Below are 20658 nucleotides of genomic sequence, written 5' to 3' on the forward strand. Positions count from 1 at the left end.
TGCTCCTTCTATAACTCTGCCTCCTGAAACATTTTCATTGAGAGAAACATTGATATGACTATACTTACTAACACTCCAGTACCAAGAACACCCATTGCTAGTATAGCCTCTTGAGAGTGAAGTACTTTTAGCATAATTGTTTTATCACCAAAAATATTGCACATAAGGCCAATCATACCTGTTAAAGGCAAAACCATAATAACATTCAAAACAGAAGTAGCCTTATATCCTCCAATGTAATTAGCGGGTATCGTTACAACACAATAGATTAAAGTTGCTACTATTGCTGAAAATACTGCATATCCAGGCATACCTATATCTCTGTTCAATAGAATATTTCCTAATATTATGACTATAAAAGTTATACTCAAACCAGCCATAATAAATAATGAACTTGCAATATATTTAGCTATAACTATCTCTGTTCTCGTTATAGGCAAACTCACTAATATTTTTTCTGTTTTACTTTTCTCTTCATAATAAAAAGAAATATATATGATCGTACTGCATGTTATAAATAATCCTATTGCAATCCCCATGGGTTGGACTGGATTCCTAAAAACAGAGAAAATAGGTATTAAAAAATATAAAAGAAACATCTTCTTTTGCAAGAAAAACTCCTTCAAAATCAATTGCTGCATATAAATTCTCCTCTCTATAAATCACGTGCTCCGTAAATTTTAATTGTAAGAAACATAGAAGCGATATAAATACTAACTAATGTAATGGATCCAACTATAAATACACCAAGATGTAATGGATTCACAATCCAATCAATGAATGATGTCGTAGCGCTTTCTCCGTCACCAATAAACATTCCAATAATAACACCTATCCCAGCGGCTCCACCTGTAAATATTCCACGTACTACTTTTGATTTTGTCCCATAATAACTCGGGAATAATGCTGTAATATAAACTAAAGAATATACAGCACCTCTGACTACTACATACCAAGGAATTTCAATATACAAATTTGGATGATACACTCCAATATCACCAATGACGGCGATACCTCTTATAAGAAAAACAACTAGCATAGTAGAAATCATGCCACCTACAATGAATATTACACCCGAAATATATTTAGCAATAATGATATCCTTTCGTCCAACAGGTAAACTATTTATAATAACATCACTTTTATTTTTTTCATCCATCGCTATTAGTATCATAGAAGATGATATCGTTATGAGTAAGCAACTCATCGGAAATAACAATTCACCATCTGGATCTAATACAAAGAAAACAAGGGGCATAATAAAATACACTAACCACATAACCCGAAAAAAGAACAAATCTTTATAGATTAGCTGACGCATAGGCACCTCTCCCTTTCGCAGTGTAAACGATGATATCGTCTAATGTAGGCTTTTCTATTACAACCTCATTCCCAAACCAATCGATAATTGCTTGTTTATCCTTCGCTAAACCTTCGAAACCGAATTTATTTTTTCGTAATCCAACAAATAGTTCTTTTCCTTCTCGATCTAATAAATCATTGCTTCCCTTTACGATTACGTAGTTCTCCATTAATTCATCTTTTTCACCAGTAAATATAATTTCTCCATCGTTGATAAACGTAATATAATCTGCAATACGTTCTAAATCCGTTGTAATGTGGGTTGAGAATAATACAGATACTTCATCTTCCATTACAATTTCTTGCAACATATCAAGTAATTCACTTCGGACAACTGGATCTAATCCTGCTGTCGGCTCATCCATAATGATAAACTCTGCATGATGTGAAAGTGCGATGGCAATCGCAAACTTCATTTTCATCCCTTTAGATAGCTCTTTAATTTTTTTATACTTTGGAACTTGCAATCTTTGCATATACGATTGGTATTGATTTTCGTCCCACTTTTTATATAACGGTGCAATAATACGTTTCATTTGTTCACACGTTAAATCTTCGTAATAATGATTTTCATCATATACAAAACCAATATTTTGTTTTATGTCCTTTTCGGCTTTCTTATTGTCTTTGCCAAAAATTTTTATATCGCCGCTATCTTTTCTAATTAAATTCATAATCATTTTGATCGTTGTACTTTTCCCAGCACCATTTGGTCCGACAAACCCCATAATATATCCTCGTGGTAATGCAAAACTTATATTTTTCACTGCGAAACCTTCATAACTTTTACAAACGTTTTTTAACTCTAACATCTCTCTCATTCCCCCTTATATAAAAACGCAATCATCTGCTGCAATTCTTCAAGTGAAAGCTGCAATACTTTACTTTCTTTTACGATTTCTTCAGCCTTACTTTCCAATAGACGTAGCCGCTGTTCTTTTAATAGTTCATTATTTTTACGTGAAACATAAGTCCCCTTCCCAGCAACAGTTTCTATATATCCTTCTTTTTCAAGCTCCTCGTACGCACGCTTCGTTGTAATGACACTAATTTGCAATTCCTTCGCTAAGCTACGAATAGACGGTAATTGGTCTCCACCCTTTAAACCACCATTTAAAATAAGCTGGCTTAATTGTTTTCTTATTTGCACATAAATAGGGTCTTGGGAAGAATTCGAAATAATAATATTCATGTTTTCCTCCAGTGTGTGTATATACTGTATATACCTTATATACACAGTATATACACATCATCCTATTTTTGGCAAGAAAAAAAGACCAACATTTTCCTGTTGGTCTTTCGTATATGTATCACTTTTCAAAGCGATCTAACATCTCGTCTCTCATTCCGAAACTTACTACTGCAATTCCTATATACATAAACAGAAGGAATGCCGGATGAACCGTGTTGTACCAGCTGCTGTCAACGATTAAGTAAATCGTTAATGCCACAACAAGAACAAACGCTAAGATAAACATATAAAAGTGTCTTGTACTACCCATGATAAACTCCTCTCTTCTCACTTCACCATTCAACAGTTTATTTTATCGAATAATTCGATATGACTCAAGGTTAACTTTCTGTTATGTAATCAAGTTCCACCTTTACAATGTCCTCACATGCTATTGAAATGATTGTTCCTTGTTTATCAATCGCCGTCACTTCTCTATTATCCATTACACGATTTGCTACTCTTTCTAACACTTTCCCTTGGTCTCGATAGCAAAATTCTTTTACATCTTTAATTGTTTCTCCATTTTCTAAATGGTATACCATTCTATAACATCGATATCCCACACTTTCACCCCCGTCTTGCTCGTTTTTTCACATATACATAAAAATGAGTAATTTTTGCCTCATCACATCTTCTTAATTTCAATAAAATTCTAACAAAAATAAATACTTTTATCAAACCGACTTTTTCAACAAAACTACCTATAAAACTACACCTTTACACCATTAGGAAACAAAAAATATAATTTTTTAACATTTTCTTCACTATTTCTGCACAAATTCTCCATACAAAAAAAGAACCCGCCGCAGCGAGTTCTTCTTTTGTTATTCTAATCAAACTTGTACAGGAGCTGGCTTTGCATAACGTAAAACTGGTTTACGTGCAGCCATCGTTTCGTCTAAACGTTTAATGACTGTCGTATGCGGTGCTTCTTGTACAACTTCTGGATTTTCTTCTACTTCTTTAGCGATTTGAATCATCTTATCAATGAAACCATCTAATGTTTCTTTTGATTCTGTTTCTGTCGGCTCAATCATAATACATTCTTCCACATTTAATGGGAAGTAAATTGTTGGTGGATGGTAACCGAAATCAAGCAGACGTTTTGCAATATCTAATGTACGTACACCAAGTTTCTTTTGACGACGACCTGATAATACAAATTCATGCTTACAATGTCTATCGAATGGAAGATCGTAGAATGGCGCTAATCTTCTCATCATATAGTTCGCATTTAATACAGCATACTCAGTTACTGCACGCAAGCCATCTGGACCCATAGAGCGAATATACGTGTATGCACGAACGTTAATTCCGAAGTTACCATAGAATGGCTTCACACGACCAATTGCTTCTGGACGGTCGTAGTTGAAGTGATAACCATTTTCCGTTTTTTCTAAAATCGGTTTTGGTAAGTACGGAATTAAATCAGCTTTCACACCTACTGGACCAGAACCTGGGCCACCACCGCCGTGAGGACCTGTAAATGTTTTATGAAGGTTTAAATGCACAACGTCAAATCCCATATCTCCTGGGCGTGCTTGGCTTAATACCGCATTTAAGTTTGCACCATCATAGTATAACTTACCGCCTGCATTATGGACGATTTCTGCCATTTCTAAAATATTTTCTTCGAATAGACCTAATGTATTAGGATTTGTTAACATAAGTGCTGCTGTTTCTTCGTTTACAACACGTTTTAAGTCTTCTAAGTCAACAAGGCCATTTTCATTTGATTTTACTGTAATTGTTTCAAAACCAGCTACAGTTGCAGATGCCGGGTTCGTTCCGTGAGCAGAGTCAGGTACAATTACTTTCGTACGGTTAAAGTCACCATTCGCTTCATGGTATGCACGAATTAACATTAAACCTGTCCATTCTCCGTGTGCACCAGCTGCTGGTTGTAAAGTAACAGTATCCATACCTGTAATTTCAATTAAATGCTCTTGTAAGTCATACATTAATTCCATTGCACCTTGTACTGTCTTTTCATCTTGCAGTGGATGAATATTTGCAAATCCTGCGAAACGAGCTACACTCTCATTAATTTTCGGATTATATTTCATCGTACAAGATCCAAGTGGATAGAATCCAGAATCAACACCGTGGTTACGGTTTGAAAGTGCTGTATAGTGGCGCATAATATCAAGTTCAGATACTTCTGGTAGCTCTGCATCTTCTACTCGAATATAATCGCTCTCAAACACATCTTCTAGTTTCACTTCTTCTACATCTAATTTGGGTAAGCTATATCCTATGCGTCCTTCTTTACTCACTTCAAAGATAAGTGCTTGGTCTTGGTTCTTCATTGGATAGCCCCCATTTCGTTTACAAGTGTGTCAATTTCCTCTTTTGTACGAAGCTCAGTTACTGCTACAAGCATATGGTTTTCATGCTCTTTATAATCACGGCCTAGATCGTAACCACCGATAATATTCTTTTGTAATAATGCATCGTTTACTTCTTTCACTGGACGTTTGCAATCTACAACAAACTCATTGAAGAATGGTCCAGCAAATGTTACTGTGAAGCCTTTCGCCTCAAATTGACGTTTTGCATACTGTGCTTTAGAAATGTTTTGACGTGCCATTTCTTTCACACCTTGTTTGCCAAGTGCCGTCATTGCAACAGAAGCTGCTAATGCATTTAACGCTTGGTTTGAACAAATATTAGACGTCGCTTTATCACGGCGAATATGCTGTTCACGTGCTTGTAACGTTAATACAAATCCACGTTTACCATCTGAATCTACAGTTTGTCCAACAAGACGTCCTGGAATTTTACGCATAAATGCTTTCGTTGTTGCAAAGTAACCACAGTGCGGTCCACCAAACTGCGTTGGAATACCGAATGGTTGTGCATCACCGATTACAATATCAGCACCAAATTTCCCTGGTGGTGTTAATGCGCCTAATGATAATGGATTTGAAGAAACGATAAATAATGATTTTTGTTGATGAACGATTTTTTCAATATCAGCTAATTTTTCAACTTGTCCGAAGAAGTTTGGATATTGAACGATTACACAAGCAACTGTATCATCTACTTCACTTTGTAATACGTCTAAATCTGTTACACCATCTTTATGATTAATTTCAACAACTTCAAGATTTTGACCTTTTGCATACGTTTCAAGTACTGCTCTTGATTCTGGATGAACCGCGCTAGATACAAGAATTTTCTTTTTGCGAGTATGGCCAGCTGCTAACATTGCCGCTTCAGCTAAAGCTGTACCCCCGTCATACATAGAAGAGTTTGCTACATCCATTCCTGTTAATTCACAAATCATTGTTTGGAATTCAAAGATTGCTTGTAATTCCCCTTGTGAAATTTCCGGTTGGTATGGTGTGTAAGCTGTATAAAATTCTGAGCGAGAAATAACATGATCTACAATTACTGGAGCATAATGATCGTATACGCCTGCTCCTAAGAAAGAAGCGTATTCTTTTAAGTTAGCATTTTTACTAGCCATTTGAGATAGCTCTTTTAAAAGCTCTGGCTCTGATTTTGCTTCTTTAATTTTTAAATCCCCTTTAAAACGAACACTCTCTGGAATATCAGAGAATAATTCATCGATCGTTTGAACGCCGATCGTTTGTAACATTTCTTTTTTGTCTTCTTCTGTCATTGGAAGATAACGATGCAACATGAAATCTACCCCTCTCCCCGTTACTTTGAACGTTTGTAAAATGGTGTTGGAACAACTACTGCTTTGACGCGTTTATTACGAATTTCAATTTCTACTTCTGTATCAACTGCTGCGTATTTTACATCAATTAGTGCTAAACCAATGCTTTTCTTTAACGTTGGAGATTGTGTACCACTCGTTACTTCCCCAATTTTTTCTTCACCAATAAATACAGGGTAATGCGTACGAGGAATTCCACGTTCGATTACTTCGATGCCGACTAATTTACGAGGCGCACCGTTTTCTTTTTGCTCTTTTAACGTTGCTTTTCCAAAGAAGTCTGCTTCTTTATTTGTTTTTACCGCAAAGCCAATTCCAGCCTCAATCGGTGTAATATCTTTTGATAATTCTTGTCCATAAAGTGGTAATGTTGCTTCGAATCGAAGTGTATCACGAGCACCTAAACCACATGCTTTTAAGCCCTCTTCTGCTCCAACTTCAAGAAGTTTCTCCCAAAGTTTTGCAGCATCTTCACTCTTACAGTAAATTTCGAATCCATCTTCACCTGTGTAACCTGTACGAGATACAAGTGCTGGAATTCCATCTACAAGAATATCGTTTTTAAATTTAAAGAACTTAATTTCTTTCAAATCTTCTGACACAACTTTTTGTAAAATGCCTTCTGCTTTTGGTCCTTGAATTGCAAGCTGTGCAACTTCACTAGAAACATTGACTACTGTCGCATCGCCAATTACATGACTTGCTAACCATTCGTAATCTTTCTCGATATTTGATGCATTGATTACTAATAAATAGTCTTCTTCACCACGTTTGTAGATTAATAAATCATCTACTGTACCACCATTTTCGTAGCACATAGCTGTATATTGTGCGCCCCCTACCTTTAAGGTAGATACGTCATTTGTAACAACACGTTGTAAAAATGCTAAACTATCTACACCTTTTACTTCAACTTCTCCCATATGAGACACGTCGAACAAACCTGCAGCTGTACGTACAGCTTCGTGTTCTTCTTTAATGCTTGAAAATTGAACTGGTAATTCCCAACCACCGAAGTCGATTGTTTTCCCACCATACTTCGCGTATACATCAAATAACGGTGTACGTTGTAATGTAATCATGCTCTCTCCCCCTTATGCTTTGACAAATCAATAAAAGTTGCTTCCCTTTTCTAAACATTTTCATTCTGAAAAGATAGGATATACGGAATCTCATTATATTTTTTTATGAAAGCGTAAATAAAAAATCACTTTCTTGGATAAAATACGAAAGATTCCACACATTTCACACCATTATCCTAACATCATTCGCTATATTTCATCAATATTCTAGCATAAAAAATAATTTAGAATTTTTTATGTTAAAACACAATAAATACAGCTTTTGAGATTTAATACTTTATTATTGTCTATCATATAGCCTTTAATAACGATAATTATGCCTTCTTTTAAGGCAAATCATCATACATTAAAAAATAATTACTTTAGTTTACAAAAGGTGGGAGAGTCGTAATGAATGTCGATATTTCCGTAGATCGGACGTGGCAAAACAATTTTTTAAATAGAATTGATGAAGATGGTCCTTGGACAAACTGGGATTTATATCACTTAGCTTATGAAACAGAAAAATCGTTACTTGTTCCTACTTTTGATGGACTACAAGCACCGAAGCATTTATCCCATTTCACGCCGCTTCCGCATCAATTAGAAGTCGCTCAAAATGTGATTGAACAAATGAACGGTAAAGCGATTCTAGCAGATGAAGTAGGTCTTGGAAAAACAATCGAAGCTGGACTTATTTTGAAAGAATATATGGTCCGCGGGCTTGTGAAAAAGGTACTTATACTTGTCCCAGCCTCTCTCGTATCACAATGGGCATACGAGCTGAATACAAAGTTTTTCATTCCCGCTGTAGCACAAAAGAAAAGCTACTCGTGGGAACAAGCTGACGTAATCGTATCATCAATTGATACTGCAAAACGTTCACCACATCGCGATATCGTGTTGAACTTAGAATATGACCTTATTATTATCGATGAAGCACATAAACTGAAAAATAATAAAACAAAAAACTATGAATTTGCACAACGATTAAAAAAGAAGTTTTGTTTATTACTAACCGCTACTCCTGTTCAAAATAAAATTGATGAAATTTTTAACCTTGTTTCTTTATTAAAGCCAGGACATTTAGGCAATCAATCCAACTTTGAAGAATATTACGCTTCCAAAAATCGTTCAGCCGAATCAGATGAAGACTTAAAAGCTCTCATTAACAAAGTAATGGTGCGAAATAGACGACATAATACCGGTATCGATTGGCCGAAGAGACATGTACGTACAATTTTTGTTGAGTTTAATGAACAAGAACAAGCTCTATATAATGATATCGAAAATTGGCGAGGGCAAGACGCCTTCACATCTGCTTTCTCATCGTTAACTTTAAAAAGGGAAGCGTGCAGTAGCCGTGAGGCTGTTTACTATTCATTGAAAAAGCATGTAGAAAAAAGACAGAAAGAAAATGAACATTATATAAAAGATCCACATATCGATGTGCTAATGGACAAAATTAATCATATTCCTTTCAACTCGAAAGCAACTAAAGCTCTAGAGCTTATAAAAGAAATTGACGATAAAGTCGTCATTTTCACGGAATACCGAGCATCACAGATGTACTTACAATGGTTTTTACAACAACACGGTATTTCTTCTGTCCCATTCCGCGGCGGATTTAAACGCGGGAAGAAAGATTGGATGAAGGAACTTTTCCAAAATCGTGCCCAAGTGTTAATTGCAACGGAAGCTGGCGGAGAAGGCATTAACTTACAGTTTTGTAGCCATATGATCAATTATGATTTGCCATGGAATCCAATGCGTCTTGAGCAAAGAATCGGACGTATTCACCGTCTCGGTCAAAAGAATGATGTCCATATTTATAACTTAGCTACAAAGCATACTGTTGAAGAACATATTCTGAAACTGTTATATGAAAAAATCAACTTATTCGAGCGTGTTATCGGTGAACTCGATGAAATTTTAACGAGAATTAATATGAAAAACATCGACACACACATTCAAGAAATTTTCGCGCAATCAAAAAGCGAAGGTGAAATTAGAATTAAGATGGAAAACTTAACATCTATTATCGACTTTGCGAAACGAAATGAAGCTGAGGTGCAAGGCTATGCAGCAACATGAAATTCATAATTACTTATACAATTTCTTTGAGGCGAATAACTGTGAAATTTTAGAACGTTCTCCTCATTTATTAGATGTACAGTTAACAATTGAGATGGATAAATTATTAATGAATCGCCCTTTTTATTGGCACTATCTTGAGAAAACAGGAGGCGTACCGAATCCGATGCGCCTTACTCTTATTACAAATCCAGAAAATGAAGAAAATGATGGTGAGCTTATTCACTACGGTTCACCACGTCTACATCAAATTTTCCAAACGACAAAAGAATTAGGCTCATACATACGTTTATATGAGGATGTAAGACATAATGGGGCAACACATACACCGCTCCACCCTTGGCTCGGTATTAATATAAAAGTTTCCTATCAATGTGATCGAAAAAAAGACATCCTTCACTCGATTGGTATTCATCTCATTTCTGGAACAATGATGGCAAACTTTCATGAAACATTAACAAACATTAAACTTACACCAAAAATACCTGATTTTTGTTTTACGCTCTCGCCCATCATTAAACCTCAAAGTGGTTTACAACGCATAGAAGACGCTTTAAAAAATATAATTGCAGAAGATGACCATACGTGGGCAAAAGAAGCAAGAGTGCGTTGGAATCATGATTTAGACCTTTTAAACCGTTTTTATGAAGAAAGTGACGAACTTCCTGAGAGCTATGAAATTGAAAAACAAGCTCTGCAAGAACAGTATGAACCACGTATTACAGTGCAAATTATTAACGGTGGACTCTTTTATGTTACCGCGAATCATTTTCTATCAAAATAAAGCTCCTTCTGCTTTAGAAGGAGCCTCTTTTGAGCTATTTTCTACCCTACTCGCTATCACCACTACGCTCTTGCTGTTTTTTCTGTGCCATACGTTTCTGCTGTGCACGATCCTTTGCGCTCACATGATTTGCATCAGTTGGAAGATTTTCTTTCGAACGTCCAATTCCATTGCTCATCTTTCCCACTCCTTTTTGCGTTTTTCAAAATACATGTTTATTTTCAGCTAGAGTTACAATCCTTATACAAAAAAATAAGAGCAGCCATTGGCCACTCTTACTCGCTCACATATTTTTGAAACATATCATGGATGCCTTTATTTACTAGGTTCGAGATCTGCTCGTCAGATTTATTCGGATAACGATCACGCAATCTGATAGATGCCTTCACCATTAAATTTTCTAATACAGAACGGCCACCTTCTCCATAAATAATTTCAGCATATTTAACAAGCCTTCCATCCTCTACTGTTGCTGGATTATGATTGAAGAAAAATTTACTCATTGTCTCCACCTCTCTCTTTTGATAACGTTTACATTTATATAGATTATTTATGTTATTTATTTCACAATATTGTATGCATGTATATTTAATTAGTTTCATTATAAAGCAACATATCGATAGTAAATATGTGATTTTCCGTCCATTTTGTGAACAAATTAAAAATGAAAGCGTTTCCTTTATTATATACTAAAAAAACTTACTACGCTAGGGGCAATTTTTTCAATCTACTACCCCCTCGAAAATTGATATATTTTTTCTTTTCCCATTAAACCTTATACAATTTTCAGAAATTATATTATAAAATATATGTATGACTTAAGGAGGCTTTGTATGAATCAAAATAAAAAAGCTATATTAGATCTTGTCTTTTATCTCGTAATCCCATTCCTCATTTGGAAATTTGCAAAACCTTATATCGATCCTTATTACGCGATGTTACTTTCCTCTGTTCCGGGGATTATTTATACACTGTATACCTTTAAAAAAGAAAAACAGTTTAACGTGACAGGGTTCTTTATTTTAATTACACTCATTTCTAATACAACGGTAGATTTATTATCTGGGTCAGCTGAACGAATGTTGTGGAATGATGCATATTATCACATCGTACTCGGTATTATCGTCATCTGTACAATTTTCATAAAAAAACCACTCATGTTATATTTCGCTGCGGATATTGCAGCGCTGCAAGGCCATGACCGCGATAAAAGTCGTGAGCTTTATCGTGATAGTCGTATATATCCAGCACTGCAATATTTAACGTTATTTTTCGGGCTGCAATTTATATTAAAAAGCTTTTTAAAAATTTATTTCATCTCTGTTTTTGGTGTAGATGGCTATGGTGAAATGAGAGCGATTATGACCGCTGTAGGCTGGGGCATTTCTATTTGTATCGGAATAGGATTTGTATGGGTGAACAATAAAATACATGCCGTTACGGAAGAACAAGAATCCGTGCAGTAAATAAAAATCCCCTAGTGTAATACGACACTAGGGGATTTTTGGTTTGCTAGACATATGACTAAAATTCAACTTGATTTTTTTCTTTTACTTTTTACATTTCGGTAAAACAAAGCAGCACTCAGCGGCATAACACCAAACCACTTATTCATAAATGGCTCTTTTTCAGCACGGCGTTGTTCTTTCTTTTGTTTTCGATCTTCTTTTGGAGCATCCATATACGACACAAACTGCTGCGTCACAAAGCGAACATAATCATTAGTAGACATATTATCATCACCTCTACTTGATTAGTATGTCCACTTTTTTATACATTAATCTTTTCCTTTAATTCATTCATAATTTGCTTTACAGACTTATTTGTCGTATCGATATGAATGTGAGCCTCTTCATAATAAGCTCGGCGTGATTCAAATTTCGTTACAAATGCATCTATATCTTTCTTTTGAAATAGTGGACGTGTCGTATCTTCACTAAGCCTTTCTGCAATTACATGCGGATCACAATATAAATACACGACAGTTCCGTTCTCTTTCATCCACTTGCGATTTTCCGCTCGTTCAATAATTCCCCCACCAGTTGTAATAATGACATTATGGACTGGTAGCGCACGTAACATTTCGCTTTCATATTCCCGAAAAGCCATTTCGCCTTCTTCGGCAAAAATATTTCGAATTGCCTTCTCTTGCTTCTCTTCGATTTTTTGATCAGTATCTACAACATCCATTTGAAGTTCTTTACTTAACGCTTTTCCAATTGTTGTTTTCCCCGCTCCCATGTAGCCGGTTATGTATATAGATTTCATTTTCTGTCCTCTCAATCGTCATTTATTAATTGTTATTATAACGAAAGATGCTACTTTGTTTAATAAAAAAACGTTTTGTTCTTATACTATAAAGAACAAAACGTAACACTCGCTTTTACTTATAAGTACCTCTTCTCACCCACTGCGTTGCAATCCATTTCTCGCCTTTCGTTACAGGTGCCCCTCCGTGTAACGTAAGCTCATTTAGTGATTGATCTTGATAAAAATACTCAAAGTATACTGCCATTCCCTTTCTAGGGTGTACAGAAAGATTTAATTTCGGGAAGTACGTTTCCCCGCCTTCTTCTACATCATTTAAGTACATTACAAGCGTACTAATACGATTGTTAGCAGCTGATCTACTATGTTCCGCAAAATAATCATAGTGTGCTTTATATTGTTGATCCACTTCATAATTTAAAATGTGCAATCCTTCACCATGCGACGCAGGAACATTCATGATAGATGAAATTCGTTTTTCAATCTTTAAAGTAAGTTCACTGTCTTCCAAAAATGCACCGCTACTTGTTCGAATATCATTTACATCACGTGATGAACCAATTTTAGAACGCTCCATTTTATTTTTAGACATTTCAATCAATTCATCGCACTCTTCATCACTCAGTACATTTGCTAATACGACAATAAGAGGTTCTTCGAATTTTGAAATAATGTGTATTACTCTATCTTCTGTCATAATCGTATTTCCTTTATGATCAAAAATAGTTTGTTCCTTATTTTCACCTATTTGATTGTTGTTTGTCATTTCCCTATTCTCCCTAAAAATAATGATTGGATAGCATGAATATATCACATTCTTTCTACCTTTCTCTTTTTTGAGAAAATTTAAACTTTTAATCATTATATTTATCCATTTCTTCTAAAAAATCAATTCAATTTACAATAGAAATCCCTGGTTTTTCTTCGTATTTTTTACATATTATCCTTCTATCCAATCGACTATTTTTCCATCCTTTTTTCTATACCGAAAGCTCACCGTATAGAAAGCTTCCTGTTTGAGTGTACACTGCAACGCAACGAGAATTAAATCATTTTCAAAGATATAATTTCCACTCACTTCTCCCTTTTCATACTGAAAGAAAAATGCACCTTCTTTTTCTTTTTGCTGTAAGTCTTTTTTTATATCTGTAATAGATCGGTTAAGTAGTTCATCCAGTAAAAACTTTTGTTCTATTTCTATATAAAAATTTTTATCTGTAAACAACATATTTGTTTCGTATATAAAAAAAGAAGTTAATAAAATAAGAAAGATAATCGTTCCAGGCATTGTAAACCCATTTTGCCCTCTCATACATTCATTTCCATTTTACTATATCGCATAACTACACCTTCATATATTTTTCCGCTAGTATCTTTCAAATTTATAATGAGTACATGAGGTGTTAGTTTGTAAGAAACCGTTCCAATATTTTGTAAAACAACTTCCCTCCCGCGCCTATTTACCTTTCTTATAAGACGACTATTCTCTTTTTCATACGATACTTCACTCCCATTACGCGATTGGAATCGTAAAACACTTTCTCCATTTTCAAATGCTAGCTGTTCTCCAGATGATACTTCACGAAACTCCAATTGCATTTGCCCTAAATACACATCCCACTCCCAATCATTTAATCCTTTTGACTGTTTATTTTCCATTTCAATGAAATGTAGGCGGGGAAAGAGCAAAAAAAAATATTGATAATAGAAACAGACATACAATCATTTCTATTAATGAAAAACCAAATTCTAATTTATTTTTTCTCCTACATAAAAGCATTGTTCCATCACTCTGTCTTTCACATCTCTCCACATGGTACAAACTTCATTGCCTCCCCAATATGTGTAATACACAATTCCATTTATATTCTTTTCTATTATTCGCTTTTCTTCATTTCCATACATATATATAATTGCTTCCTTTTTTAATAATCCAGATGCCTTATAACGAATTTGTATATTTTTTCTTTCTTGCATAACTAATACTGTTTGCGGTAGTAGTAACGATACAGCCATCATTAAAACACTTAACGATACAATCATTTCAGCCATTATGGATCCTTTTTGACATTTCACGATACGTAAATCTCCCTCTTCCAAGCTGAAATACAATTTCATATTTATAATTTCGATATGAAATTATAATCGTACCACCTCTATTAATATTTCCACTTGGATTATATGTCATCGGATTTGGAAACGTATGCAAATCAATTTGTATATCTTCTTCATACTCTCGCTTGACGATATAATACTTTGTACCTGACTCTTTTATAGCATACATATTTCTATCTTTATGCCAACGTAATGTATAGTGCTTTTGACGATTTATCGCTAATTGCTGCATATACAAAATATCATTTGAAAACTGTCTCAAAAATTGTTCAACTTTTTGTCGCTCGTATAAGGAATGAACACTAAAATACGTAACTATACTTAATACAGAAATAGCAAATAAAACGAGTAACATTTCTAAAAAAGTAAACCCCTGTTGTTTCACAATGCCCTAATTGATACTGCGCCATCATCTGAAATATGAATAGATTCGCCATTCGGGCACTTATCAGTTGTAATATACTTTTCATCTGTCAGTTCTTTTAACGATGGAATTTTATTATGTTGTAATTGATATACTTGTATTTGCGCTTCTATAGATTTCACGTAAGCTGCACACCCTTTTCCTTGGACCGATGAGCGCTGTGTAACTACATTCGGAATAATTAATAGTAATAATATAGTTATGACAACCATTACTAATAGCATCTCTAACAGAGTAAATCCTTCCTCATTCTGCATACAAATGCCCCCTAAATAGAATTCATCATTTGAAACATCGGCATAATCATCGCTAAATACATAAGGACAACGATTCCTCCAATACATGTAAATAAAATAGGCTGAATGATAACTAACATATGTTTAATTTTCCGTTCCATCTTTTCCATAATAAGATCGCTATAGTCACCTAATTCAATCGCTAAATTGCCGTTTGCTTGTCCATGCGTAATAACATAAGAAAGTTCTTTCTCGTAATACCCACTTTTAGCAACGATAGATTGTAACTGTTCTCCTCCAATTAATTGTCTTTCAATCCGGCTCGCTTCATATTGAAAGAACGGATGATATCTTTGCTCCATCATTATTGTTAAAGCTTCGCATACTGATAGTCCACCATTTAATAAACCACTCAACTGAGTAGCAAAATAATGTGAATGCTTTAAAATAAGAAATGTTTTGATGAGGGGCATACGAAGCATGATTTTTACCTGTCTAATATGTGGAAGTTTCCTAAAATACAACATATACAAACTACATCCAATAATAACAGTTAAAATAGCGGTTAAAATAATGTAAGGTAGCAGTTTTATTGCACTTAAAATTTGTTCTGTAAGTAGTGGTATATTAGAACCGAACGAACTATAAACCATTTCAACCTGAGGTAATAAAATGAGGTTGAAAATAAAAAGCATGATTAGTAGAAAAAACATCAAAAACATAGGATACTGCATGATTTTCATCATGTCTCTCCTATACTTATCTTTCTTATAAAGAAGTGCACTTCCTTGTTGCAAAGCAAAAGAAATATCACCATGTTGCTCGGCATAAAATAAATAACTTAACATGTCCTGATGAAACTTTAACTGATGAAAAGAATCGTGTAGACTTTTCCCATCTTTTAACCCCTCAATCATGCGCTGCAATTGTACTTTCTTTTCTACAGGTAATTGAAACTGTAAAAATTCTAATGCTTGTAAAAGAGAGTAGCCTTTTTCTAATAATTCTCCTAAACGTTTCAACAATACTACTTGATCACTTAAACTCCAAGTTTTCTTAAACATAAACATCATCTTCTAAAAAACCTAAAGCATATCCTTTTCGTATTGACGATTCTAAAGTCTCATGTGTGTAAGTAACACATTCTCCATCTGCTTCTTTAAGCGCTTGTTTTAACTCATATCCATATAGTAGCTCATAAATGCTTGCTTGCCTTACTTGCCTCATTGATTTACATAAAGTTGAGCACTTTCCTCTGCAAAACGGACACTTCAATTCGACAAGTCGCTGTGCAGCTACAGCCAATAAAGACTGTTCAATCTCTTGCCTCGTTATACCATAATCCATGAAACGAATGATTGCTCCTTTCGCATCATTCGTATGCAGCGTTGTCATGACTAAATGTCCTGTCAAACTTGCTCTTATAGCTATTTTTGCTGTTTCTTCATCACGGATTTCACCGACTAAAATAATATCTGGATCATGACGTAAAATAGCCTTTAATCCTGTTTCATATGTGAGACCCGCTTTTTCATTTATTTGAATTTGTAATACATCGTCACTTCTTTTTTCAACCGGATCTTCAAGTGTAATGATGCGACGTGTTTTCTTTTTTCTAATTACCTCTAATAATGCATACATTGTCGTTGTCTTCCCAGAACCAGTCGGTCCAGTAAACACGAGTAGCCCCTGTGAATAGCGTAAAAACGAGAGTAGTTTTGCTGCCGTACTTGGAAATAACGAAAGATGTGATAAGGGCTGCACAGATGCTTGTAAATGAAGGCGAATAACGAGACTTTCTTGATATACTGTTGGAAGTGTTGAAAGGCGTAAATACACTTCTTGTCCATCAATTTGCAAATACAACGAGCCATTCTGTGGCTTCCGTTTCTCTCCTATGTCCATAGATGCTAAAAATTTAAAATGTGAGACAAGTTTTTCTCCAAACTCCTTTTCAATACAATGTCTCGTCATTAAATCTTTTCCTACACGTAGTTGCACCGCTACATCCTTCTGCCGGGGCACAATATGTAAATCTGACGCTTGTACCCTACACGCTTCTTTTAAAATTGTATTCGCAAAAATTTCAATCCCATTCATCACTTTTCCCTCCTCACTATGTATATAGCATGAAAACATGCACAATAAAAATTTGGAATTTTGTATTTTTACTAGAGTAAAAAGGAAAAATATGTTTGTGAAATTATGAACAATTTCCGAATTATTGTCTGAAATTACCTATACTCATGTTTATCTGTATTATAATGTTATTATCTTGGATAAAGTGATAAAGGTGGAGATCCTCATGGAACAAGCTTTAAAAATTACAGGTGTTTTAGCTGACCCAACTCGTTATTACATTTATAAATATATTTCGCAAAAACATAGTTACGTAACTGTACAAGAAATTGCAGATGAATTTGATATTCATCCAAACGTAGCACGTTTACATTTATCTAAATTAGAAGATGTTCATATGCTTAAATCGGAAACAAAAAAAACTGGAAAAGGCGGAAGACCAAGCAGATTATATGTCTTATCTGAAGATGTTATTCAATTGCAATTTCCATTCCGTGATTATCAATTGTTAGCAAGAATAGCATTTAATTCTTTACTTAGCCTTGGCGCTGCTGGTGAAAAAGCGCTATACGAAACAGGAAAACAATTCGGGGCCGAATTAATGCAACAACATATGCAACGTTTAAATGTGAGTGAAGATGCTTTAACAGTAGAGCAAAAAGTTCAAATTGCAAAAGAAGCTTTCTCAACAGCCGGCTTATCACCTGCATTTGAATTAAGTGCAGATGGAACAAAAATTTTCTATGATGTACACAATTGTCCATTTAAAGAAGTTGCTGTTCATCATCCAACTGAAATTTGTAACATGCACGGAGATATGATGAAAGGAATTTTTGAAATCCTATTCCCTAACATGGAATTAACTCGACATGATAGTCTATTAGATGGATGTAAATCTTGTAATTATAAACTAACAATTTAATTTCTCATATAAAAAGAAGCCAATAATAATTGGCTTCTTTTTATATGAACGAATATTTACAATAGTAAGAAAAATAAACTATAATGAAAAGAGGTTTTACTTTTTCTAGAAAAGGAGGGAAATGGCATGGATCGCATGTTTCGCGTTCTCGGCTTTTGGACTGGAATTTTCTCGGTTATGTTTTACGTAGGAGATATGCAACAGGCTGCACTACTATTTTTAGGACAAACAGGTTTCTTCGTACTCTTAAGCTATTTAAAATTGACAGAGCGTATGTATATATACGTATTCGGGGCATATTTAACTGTTTTCTTCATAGGATTTACATACTACACGACATTTTTACTTGTCCCTGGGGCTGGACATTAAAAGATGGCATTTTGCCATCTTTTTTTTAATCCCGGAATTTCCTAGTTGACTTATAGGTTTTATTACCTTATATTCTATATAACAGATTGGAATTAGGGGGAATCAACATGAATACACTGCTTGTCGGAATTAACGTTGCAGTCATGCTCATCTTAGTTGGCGTATTATATTATATGCAACGTAAGCATGTATCTTTTAATAAACGTGTATTTACCGCTTTAGGAGTCGGAATTTTATTCGGTCTTATATTACAATTCATTTATGAGCCAACTTCTAAAGTAATTATGGAATCAAATACTTGGTTTGGCTTAATCGGTAACGGTTATGTGAAATTACTCCAAATGATCGTTATGCCACTTATTTTAGTATCTATTATTTCAGCATTTACAAAATTACAGTTAACGAAAAACCTTGGTAAAATTAGTGGTCTTATTATCGGAATTTTAATTCTTACTACAGGAATCGCTGCAGCTGTCGGTATCGCTGCAAGTGCAGGATTTGATGTATCTGCAACAGGCTTGCAACAAGGTGATGCAGAATCTGCTCGTCTGAAACTAGTTGAAGAAAGATTTACTTCTATTGAAAAGACAACAATTCCAGATAAATTATTAGAGCTATTACCTACAAATCCGTTTCTTGATTTAACAGGCGCTCGTCCAACATCAACAATTTCTGTCGTAATATTTGCAGCCTTTATCGGCATTGCCTTTATAGGTGTAAAAAGAAAATATCCAGAACAAGCAGAGCTATTTAAGAAAATGCTTGATGCTGTATATGCAATCGTAATGCGTATGGTAACATTAATTTTACGCCTTACTCCATACGGCGTATTAGCTCTTATGGCAAAAACAGTTGCTGGTAGCGATATAAATGCTATTTTAAAGCTTGGTAACTTCGTGTTAGCCTCTTATGTAGCACTTATCGTAATGTTTATCATTCACTTATTATTAATTGCATTGTCTGGTTTAAATCCAATTCAATATTTGAAAAAAGTGTTCCCTGTACTAACTTTTGCATTCACATCTCGCTCTAGTGCTGGTGCGATGCCATTAAATATTGAAGCTCAAAAAGAAAAGCTTGGTATCTCCGAAGGAATTGCAAACTTCGCAGCTTCATTTGGGGTATCTATCGGACAAAACGGTTGCGCAGGTATTTATCCAGCAATGCTTGCAATGATGGTCGCTCCAACTGTAGGAATTGATCCATTACAACCACAATTTATTTTAACTTTAATCGCTGTTGTTGCTATTAGCTCATTCGGTGTTGCCGGAGTTGGTGGCGGTGCAACATTCGCAGCTTTAATCGTACTATCTACAATGAACTTACCAATCGGTATTGTTGCTCTAGTTATCTCAGTTGAGCCATTAATCGATATGGGTCGTACAGCTCTTAACGTAAGTGGTTCTATGACAGCAGGTCTTATTTCAAGTAAATGGCTTGGTGAATTAGATCAAGATACGTACAATCAAGACGATACAAAAACTGGTGAAATTGCTTCATAATGAAAGAAAGACGCTAACATACAATTGTTAGCGTCTTTTTTATTCCGTTCCCTCTTTATAGATCTTATCTTGAGAATTATCACTCCAAGTATTCTTTTAATTGCTCTTTTAACTCTTCCTCAATCTCATAACAAGATTCATCAGCGAGTTCTCCTACTTTCTTACTACCCAAAATGTTTGATTGAATTGGCATTCCTAAAAAGATTCTTTCACATTTCCAAATTGGAATATTGTGAAATTTAATCATCTCTTTTTCTTCATCTAATATAGCTATAGCAACTGTTGAATAATAACCCACCTCAAAGGGATTCTCTTTTTCTCTTGCAAATCCCATATCTAATTCCATGTTTTTTTCTATGTATAAATGCGAATACTCTTTATACAATTTAAGTGACATTCGCTCTATTTCCTTCTCCATACATTAAATGTTCTCTTTTAACTCCAACGTAAACTCCTGTTCTTTATATTTCATTTTCGCCTCCTTAAACATAGAAAAAGAGAATACAATAATATATTCTCT

General features: G+C 34.7%; 28 protein-coding genes and 1 pseudogene. 7 read left to right on the forward strand and 22 right to left on the reverse strand.

Translation table 11 applies throughout. The features are described 5' to 3' along the window. Window positions 1-8: 8 nt before the first annotated feature. From ACTJJY_RS04705 to gcvT, 9 genes are all read right to left on the reverse strand, one after another. The gene (locus ACTJJY_RS04705; RefSeq protein ID WP_440605096.1) at window positions 9-641 is read right to left on the reverse strand and encodes an ABC-2 transporter permease; all 633 of its coding nucleotides are present in this window, start codon (window positions 639-641) and stop codon (window positions 9-11) included. A gap of 14 nt (window positions 642-655) precedes the next feature. Then, window positions 656-1321: an ABC-2 transporter permease gene (locus ACTJJY_RS04710; protein ID WP_440605097.1), complete on the reverse strand. Its 666-nt coding sequence runs from the start codon at window positions 1319-1321 to the stop codon at window positions 656-658. Then, window positions 1302-2174: an ABC transporter ATP-binding protein gene (locus tag ACTJJY_RS04715; RefSeq protein WP_440605098.1), complete on the reverse strand. Its 873-nt coding sequence runs from the start codon at window positions 2172-2174 to the stop codon at window positions 1302-1304. Before ACTJJY_RS04715 ends, ACTJJY_RS04710 begins: the two co-directional genes overlap by 20 nt. Window positions 2175-2179: 5 nt before the next feature. Next, window positions 2180-2554 (reverse strand): GntR family transcriptional regulator, encoded by a 375-nt coding sequence (locus ACTJJY_RS04720; RefSeq protein WP_001021350.1) that lies wholly within the window; start codon window positions 2552-2554, stop codon window positions 2180-2182. A gap of 118 nt (window positions 2555-2672) precedes the next feature. Beyond that, window positions 2673-2864, reverse strand: coding sequence for a hypothetical protein (locus ACTJJY_RS04725; protein WP_000535933.1), 192 nt, complete (start codon window positions 2862-2864; stop codon window positions 2673-2675). A 70-nt stretch (window positions 2865-2934) separates the two neighbouring features. Next, entirely contained in the window at window positions 2935-3138 is a 204-nt protein-coding gene (locus tag ACTJJY_RS04730) for a DUF3929 family protein (protein ID WP_000262496.1), read from the reverse strand. A 291-nt stretch (window positions 3139-3429) separates the two neighbouring features. Beyond that, window positions 3430-4905, reverse strand: coding sequence for an aminomethyl-transferring glycine dehydrogenase subunit 2 (gene gcvPB / locus ACTJJY_RS04735; protein WP_000795702.1), 1476 nt, complete (start codon window positions 4903-4905; stop codon window positions 3430-3432). Continuing rightward, a complete protein-coding gene (gcvPA, locus tag ACTJJY_RS04740; protein WP_000903240.1) occupies window positions 4902-6245 on the reverse strand; it encodes an aminomethyl-transferring glycine dehydrogenase subunit 1 in 1344 nt (447 codons plus the stop codon). The genes gcvPB and gcvPA overlap by 4 nt, the downstream gene beginning before the upstream one ends. A 20-nt stretch (window positions 6246-6265) precedes the next feature. Next, the gene (gene gcvT / locus ACTJJY_RS04745; protein WP_000631769.1) at window positions 6266-7366 is read right to left on the reverse strand and encodes a glycine cleavage system aminomethyltransferase GcvT; all 1101 of its coding nucleotides are present in this window, start codon (window positions 7364-7366) and stop codon (window positions 6266-6268) included. 390 nt (window positions 7367-7756) lie between these two features. Here gcvT and ACTJJY_RS04750 point away from each other — a divergent pair, with 390 nt between their 5' ends. Together ACTJJY_RS04750 and ACTJJY_RS04755 are read left to right on the forward strand one after the other, a co-directional pair. Then, the gene (locus tag ACTJJY_RS04750) at window positions 7757-9439 is read left to right on the forward strand and encodes a DEAD/DEAH box helicase (protein WP_440605099.1); all 1683 of its coding nucleotides are present in this window, start codon (window positions 7757-7759) and stop codon (window positions 9437-9439) included. Next, the gene (locus ACTJJY_RS04755; protein WP_001183964.1) at window positions 9426-10223 is read left to right on the forward strand and encodes a YqhG family protein; all 798 of its coding nucleotides are present in this window, start codon (window positions 9426-9428) and stop codon (window positions 10221-10223) included. The genes ACTJJY_RS04750 and ACTJJY_RS04755 overlap by 14 nt, the downstream gene beginning before the upstream one ends. Before the next feature lie 46 nt (window positions 10224-10269). On the opposite strand, the gene ACTJJY_RS04760 is transcribed toward ACTJJY_RS04755, so the two are convergent. Both ACTJJY_RS04760 and ACTJJY_RS04765 read right to left on the reverse strand, forming a co-directional pair. Continuing rightward, window positions 10270-10401: a hypothetical protein gene (locus ACTJJY_RS04760; RefSeq protein WP_000064665.1), complete on the reverse strand. Its 132-nt coding sequence runs from the start codon at window positions 10399-10401 to the stop codon at window positions 10270-10272. A gap of 97 nt (window positions 10402-10498) precedes the next feature. Continuing rightward, window positions 10499-10726: a hypothetical protein gene (locus tag ACTJJY_RS04765; protein WP_000032702.1), complete on the reverse strand. Its 228-nt coding sequence runs from the start codon at window positions 10724-10726 to the stop codon at window positions 10499-10501. Between the two features lie 73 nt (window positions 10727-10799). Between ACTJJY_RS04765 and ACTJJY_RS04770 the strand changes: the two genes are divergently transcribed. Continuing rightward, entirely contained in the window at window positions 10800-10916 is a 117-nt protein-coding gene (locus ACTJJY_RS04770) for a hypothetical protein (protein WP_001987222.1), read from the forward strand. A 140-nt stretch (window positions 10917-11056) separates the two neighbouring features. Continuing rightward, complete coding sequence (locus ACTJJY_RS04775) at window positions 11057-11689, forward strand: VC0807 family protein (RefSeq protein ID WP_001073111.1); 633 nt, start codon at window positions 11057-11059, stop codon at window positions 11687-11689. A 65-nt stretch (window positions 11690-11754) separates the two neighbouring features. Here ACTJJY_RS04775 and ACTJJY_RS04780 read toward each other — a convergent pair whose 3' ends face one another. The 10 genes and pseudogenes from ACTJJY_RS04780 to comGA all read right to left on the reverse strand — a co-directional run bounded on the left by ACTJJY_RS04780 (window position 11755) and on the right by comGA (window position 17366). Further along, on the reverse strand, window positions 11755-11955 hold the full coding sequence (locus ACTJJY_RS04780; RefSeq protein WP_000106083.1) for a YqzE family protein: 201 nt from the start codon (window positions 11953-11955) through the stop codon (window positions 11755-11757). 38 nt (window positions 11956-11993) lie between these two features. Beyond that, a complete protein-coding gene (locus tag ACTJJY_RS04785; protein ID WP_089607627.1) occupies window positions 11994-12491 on the reverse strand; it encodes a shikimate kinase in 498 nt (165 codons plus the stop codon). Between the two features lie 115 nt (window positions 12492-12606). Further along, on the reverse strand, window positions 12607-13257 hold the full coding sequence (locus ACTJJY_RS04790; RefSeq protein WP_440605100.1) for a 2OG-Fe(II) oxygenase: 651 nt from the start codon (window positions 13255-13257) through the stop codon (window positions 12607-12609). Window positions 13258-13431: 174 nt separating this feature from the next. After that, window positions 13432-13803 carry a competence type IV pilus minor pilin ComGG gene (comGG, locus tag ACTJJY_RS04795; RefSeq protein ID WP_440605101.1) on the reverse strand — a complete coding sequence of 124 codons (372 nt, stop codon included), beginning with the start codon at window positions 13801-13803 and terminating at the stop codon, window positions 13432-13434. Then, window positions 13800-14271 (reverse strand): annotated as a pseudogene (gene comGF, locus ACTJJY_RS04800) (competence type IV pilus minor pilin ComGF). The gene comGG and the pseudogene comGF overlap by 4 nt, the downstream one beginning before the upstream one ends. Then, entirely contained in the window at window positions 14241-14543 is a 303-nt protein-coding gene (locus ACTJJY_RS04805) for a hypothetical protein (RefSeq protein ID WP_000829467.1), read from the reverse strand. The pseudogene comGF and the gene ACTJJY_RS04805 overlap by 31 nt, the downstream one beginning before the upstream one ends. Beyond that, window positions 14536-14991 carry a competence type IV pilus minor pilin ComGD gene (gene comGD / locus ACTJJY_RS04810; protein ID WP_000813141.1) on the reverse strand — a complete coding sequence of 152 codons (456 nt, stop codon included), beginning with the start codon at window positions 14989-14991 and terminating at the stop codon, window positions 14536-14538. Before comGD ends, ACTJJY_RS04805 begins: the two co-directional genes overlap by 8 nt. Next, complete coding sequence (gene comGC / locus ACTJJY_RS04815) at window positions 14988-15287, reverse strand: competence type IV pilus major pilin ComGC (RefSeq protein WP_001178687.1); 300 nt, start codon at window positions 15285-15287, stop codon at window positions 14988-14990. Before comGC ends, comGD begins: the two co-directional genes overlap by 4 nt. An 11-nt stretch (window positions 15288-15298) precedes the next feature. Then, a complete protein-coding gene (gene comGB, locus ACTJJY_RS04820) occupies window positions 15299-16330 on the reverse strand; it encodes a competence type IV pilus assembly protein ComGB (RefSeq protein WP_440605102.1) in 1032 nt (343 codons plus the stop codon). Further along, window positions 16323-17366, reverse strand: coding sequence for a competence type IV pilus ATPase ComGA (gene comGA, locus ACTJJY_RS04825; protein WP_440605103.1), 1044 nt, complete (start codon window positions 17364-17366; stop codon window positions 16323-16325). The genes comGB and comGA overlap by 8 nt, the downstream gene beginning before the upstream one ends. 205 nt (window positions 17367-17571) lie before the next feature. Here comGA and ACTJJY_RS04830 point away from each other — a divergent pair, with 205 nt between their 5' ends. From ACTJJY_RS04830 to ACTJJY_RS04840, 3 genes are all read left to right on the forward strand, one after another. Next, window positions 17572-18267, forward strand: coding sequence for a helix-turn-helix transcriptional regulator (locus ACTJJY_RS04830; protein WP_000434107.1), 696 nt, complete (start codon window positions 17572-17574; stop codon window positions 18265-18267). Between the two features lie 126 nt (window positions 18268-18393). Continuing rightward, complete coding sequence (locus ACTJJY_RS04835) at window positions 18394-18636, forward strand: DUF2626 domain-containing protein (protein ID WP_000375619.1); 243 nt, start codon at window positions 18394-18396, stop codon at window positions 18634-18636. A gap of 107 nt (window positions 18637-18743) precedes the next feature. Further along, window positions 18744-20138 carry an L-cystine transporter gene (locus ACTJJY_RS04840; RefSeq protein ID WP_440605104.1) on the forward strand — a complete coding sequence of 465 codons (1395 nt, stop codon included), beginning with the start codon at window positions 18744-18746 and terminating at the stop codon, window positions 20136-20138. Between the two features lie 79 nt (window positions 20139-20217). On the opposite strand, the gene ACTJJY_RS04845 is transcribed toward ACTJJY_RS04840, so the two are convergent. Beyond that, complete coding sequence (locus ACTJJY_RS04845; RefSeq protein WP_440605105.1) at window positions 20218-20556, reverse strand: hypothetical protein; 339 nt, start codon at window positions 20554-20556, stop codon at window positions 20218-20220. Between the last annotated feature and the right edge of the window lie 102 nt (window positions 20557-20658).

This window comes from Bacillus sp. 22475, assembly GCF_052044835.1.
GTDB lineage: Bacteria > Bacillota > Bacilli > Bacillales > Bacillaceae_G > Bacillus_A > Bacillus_A cereus.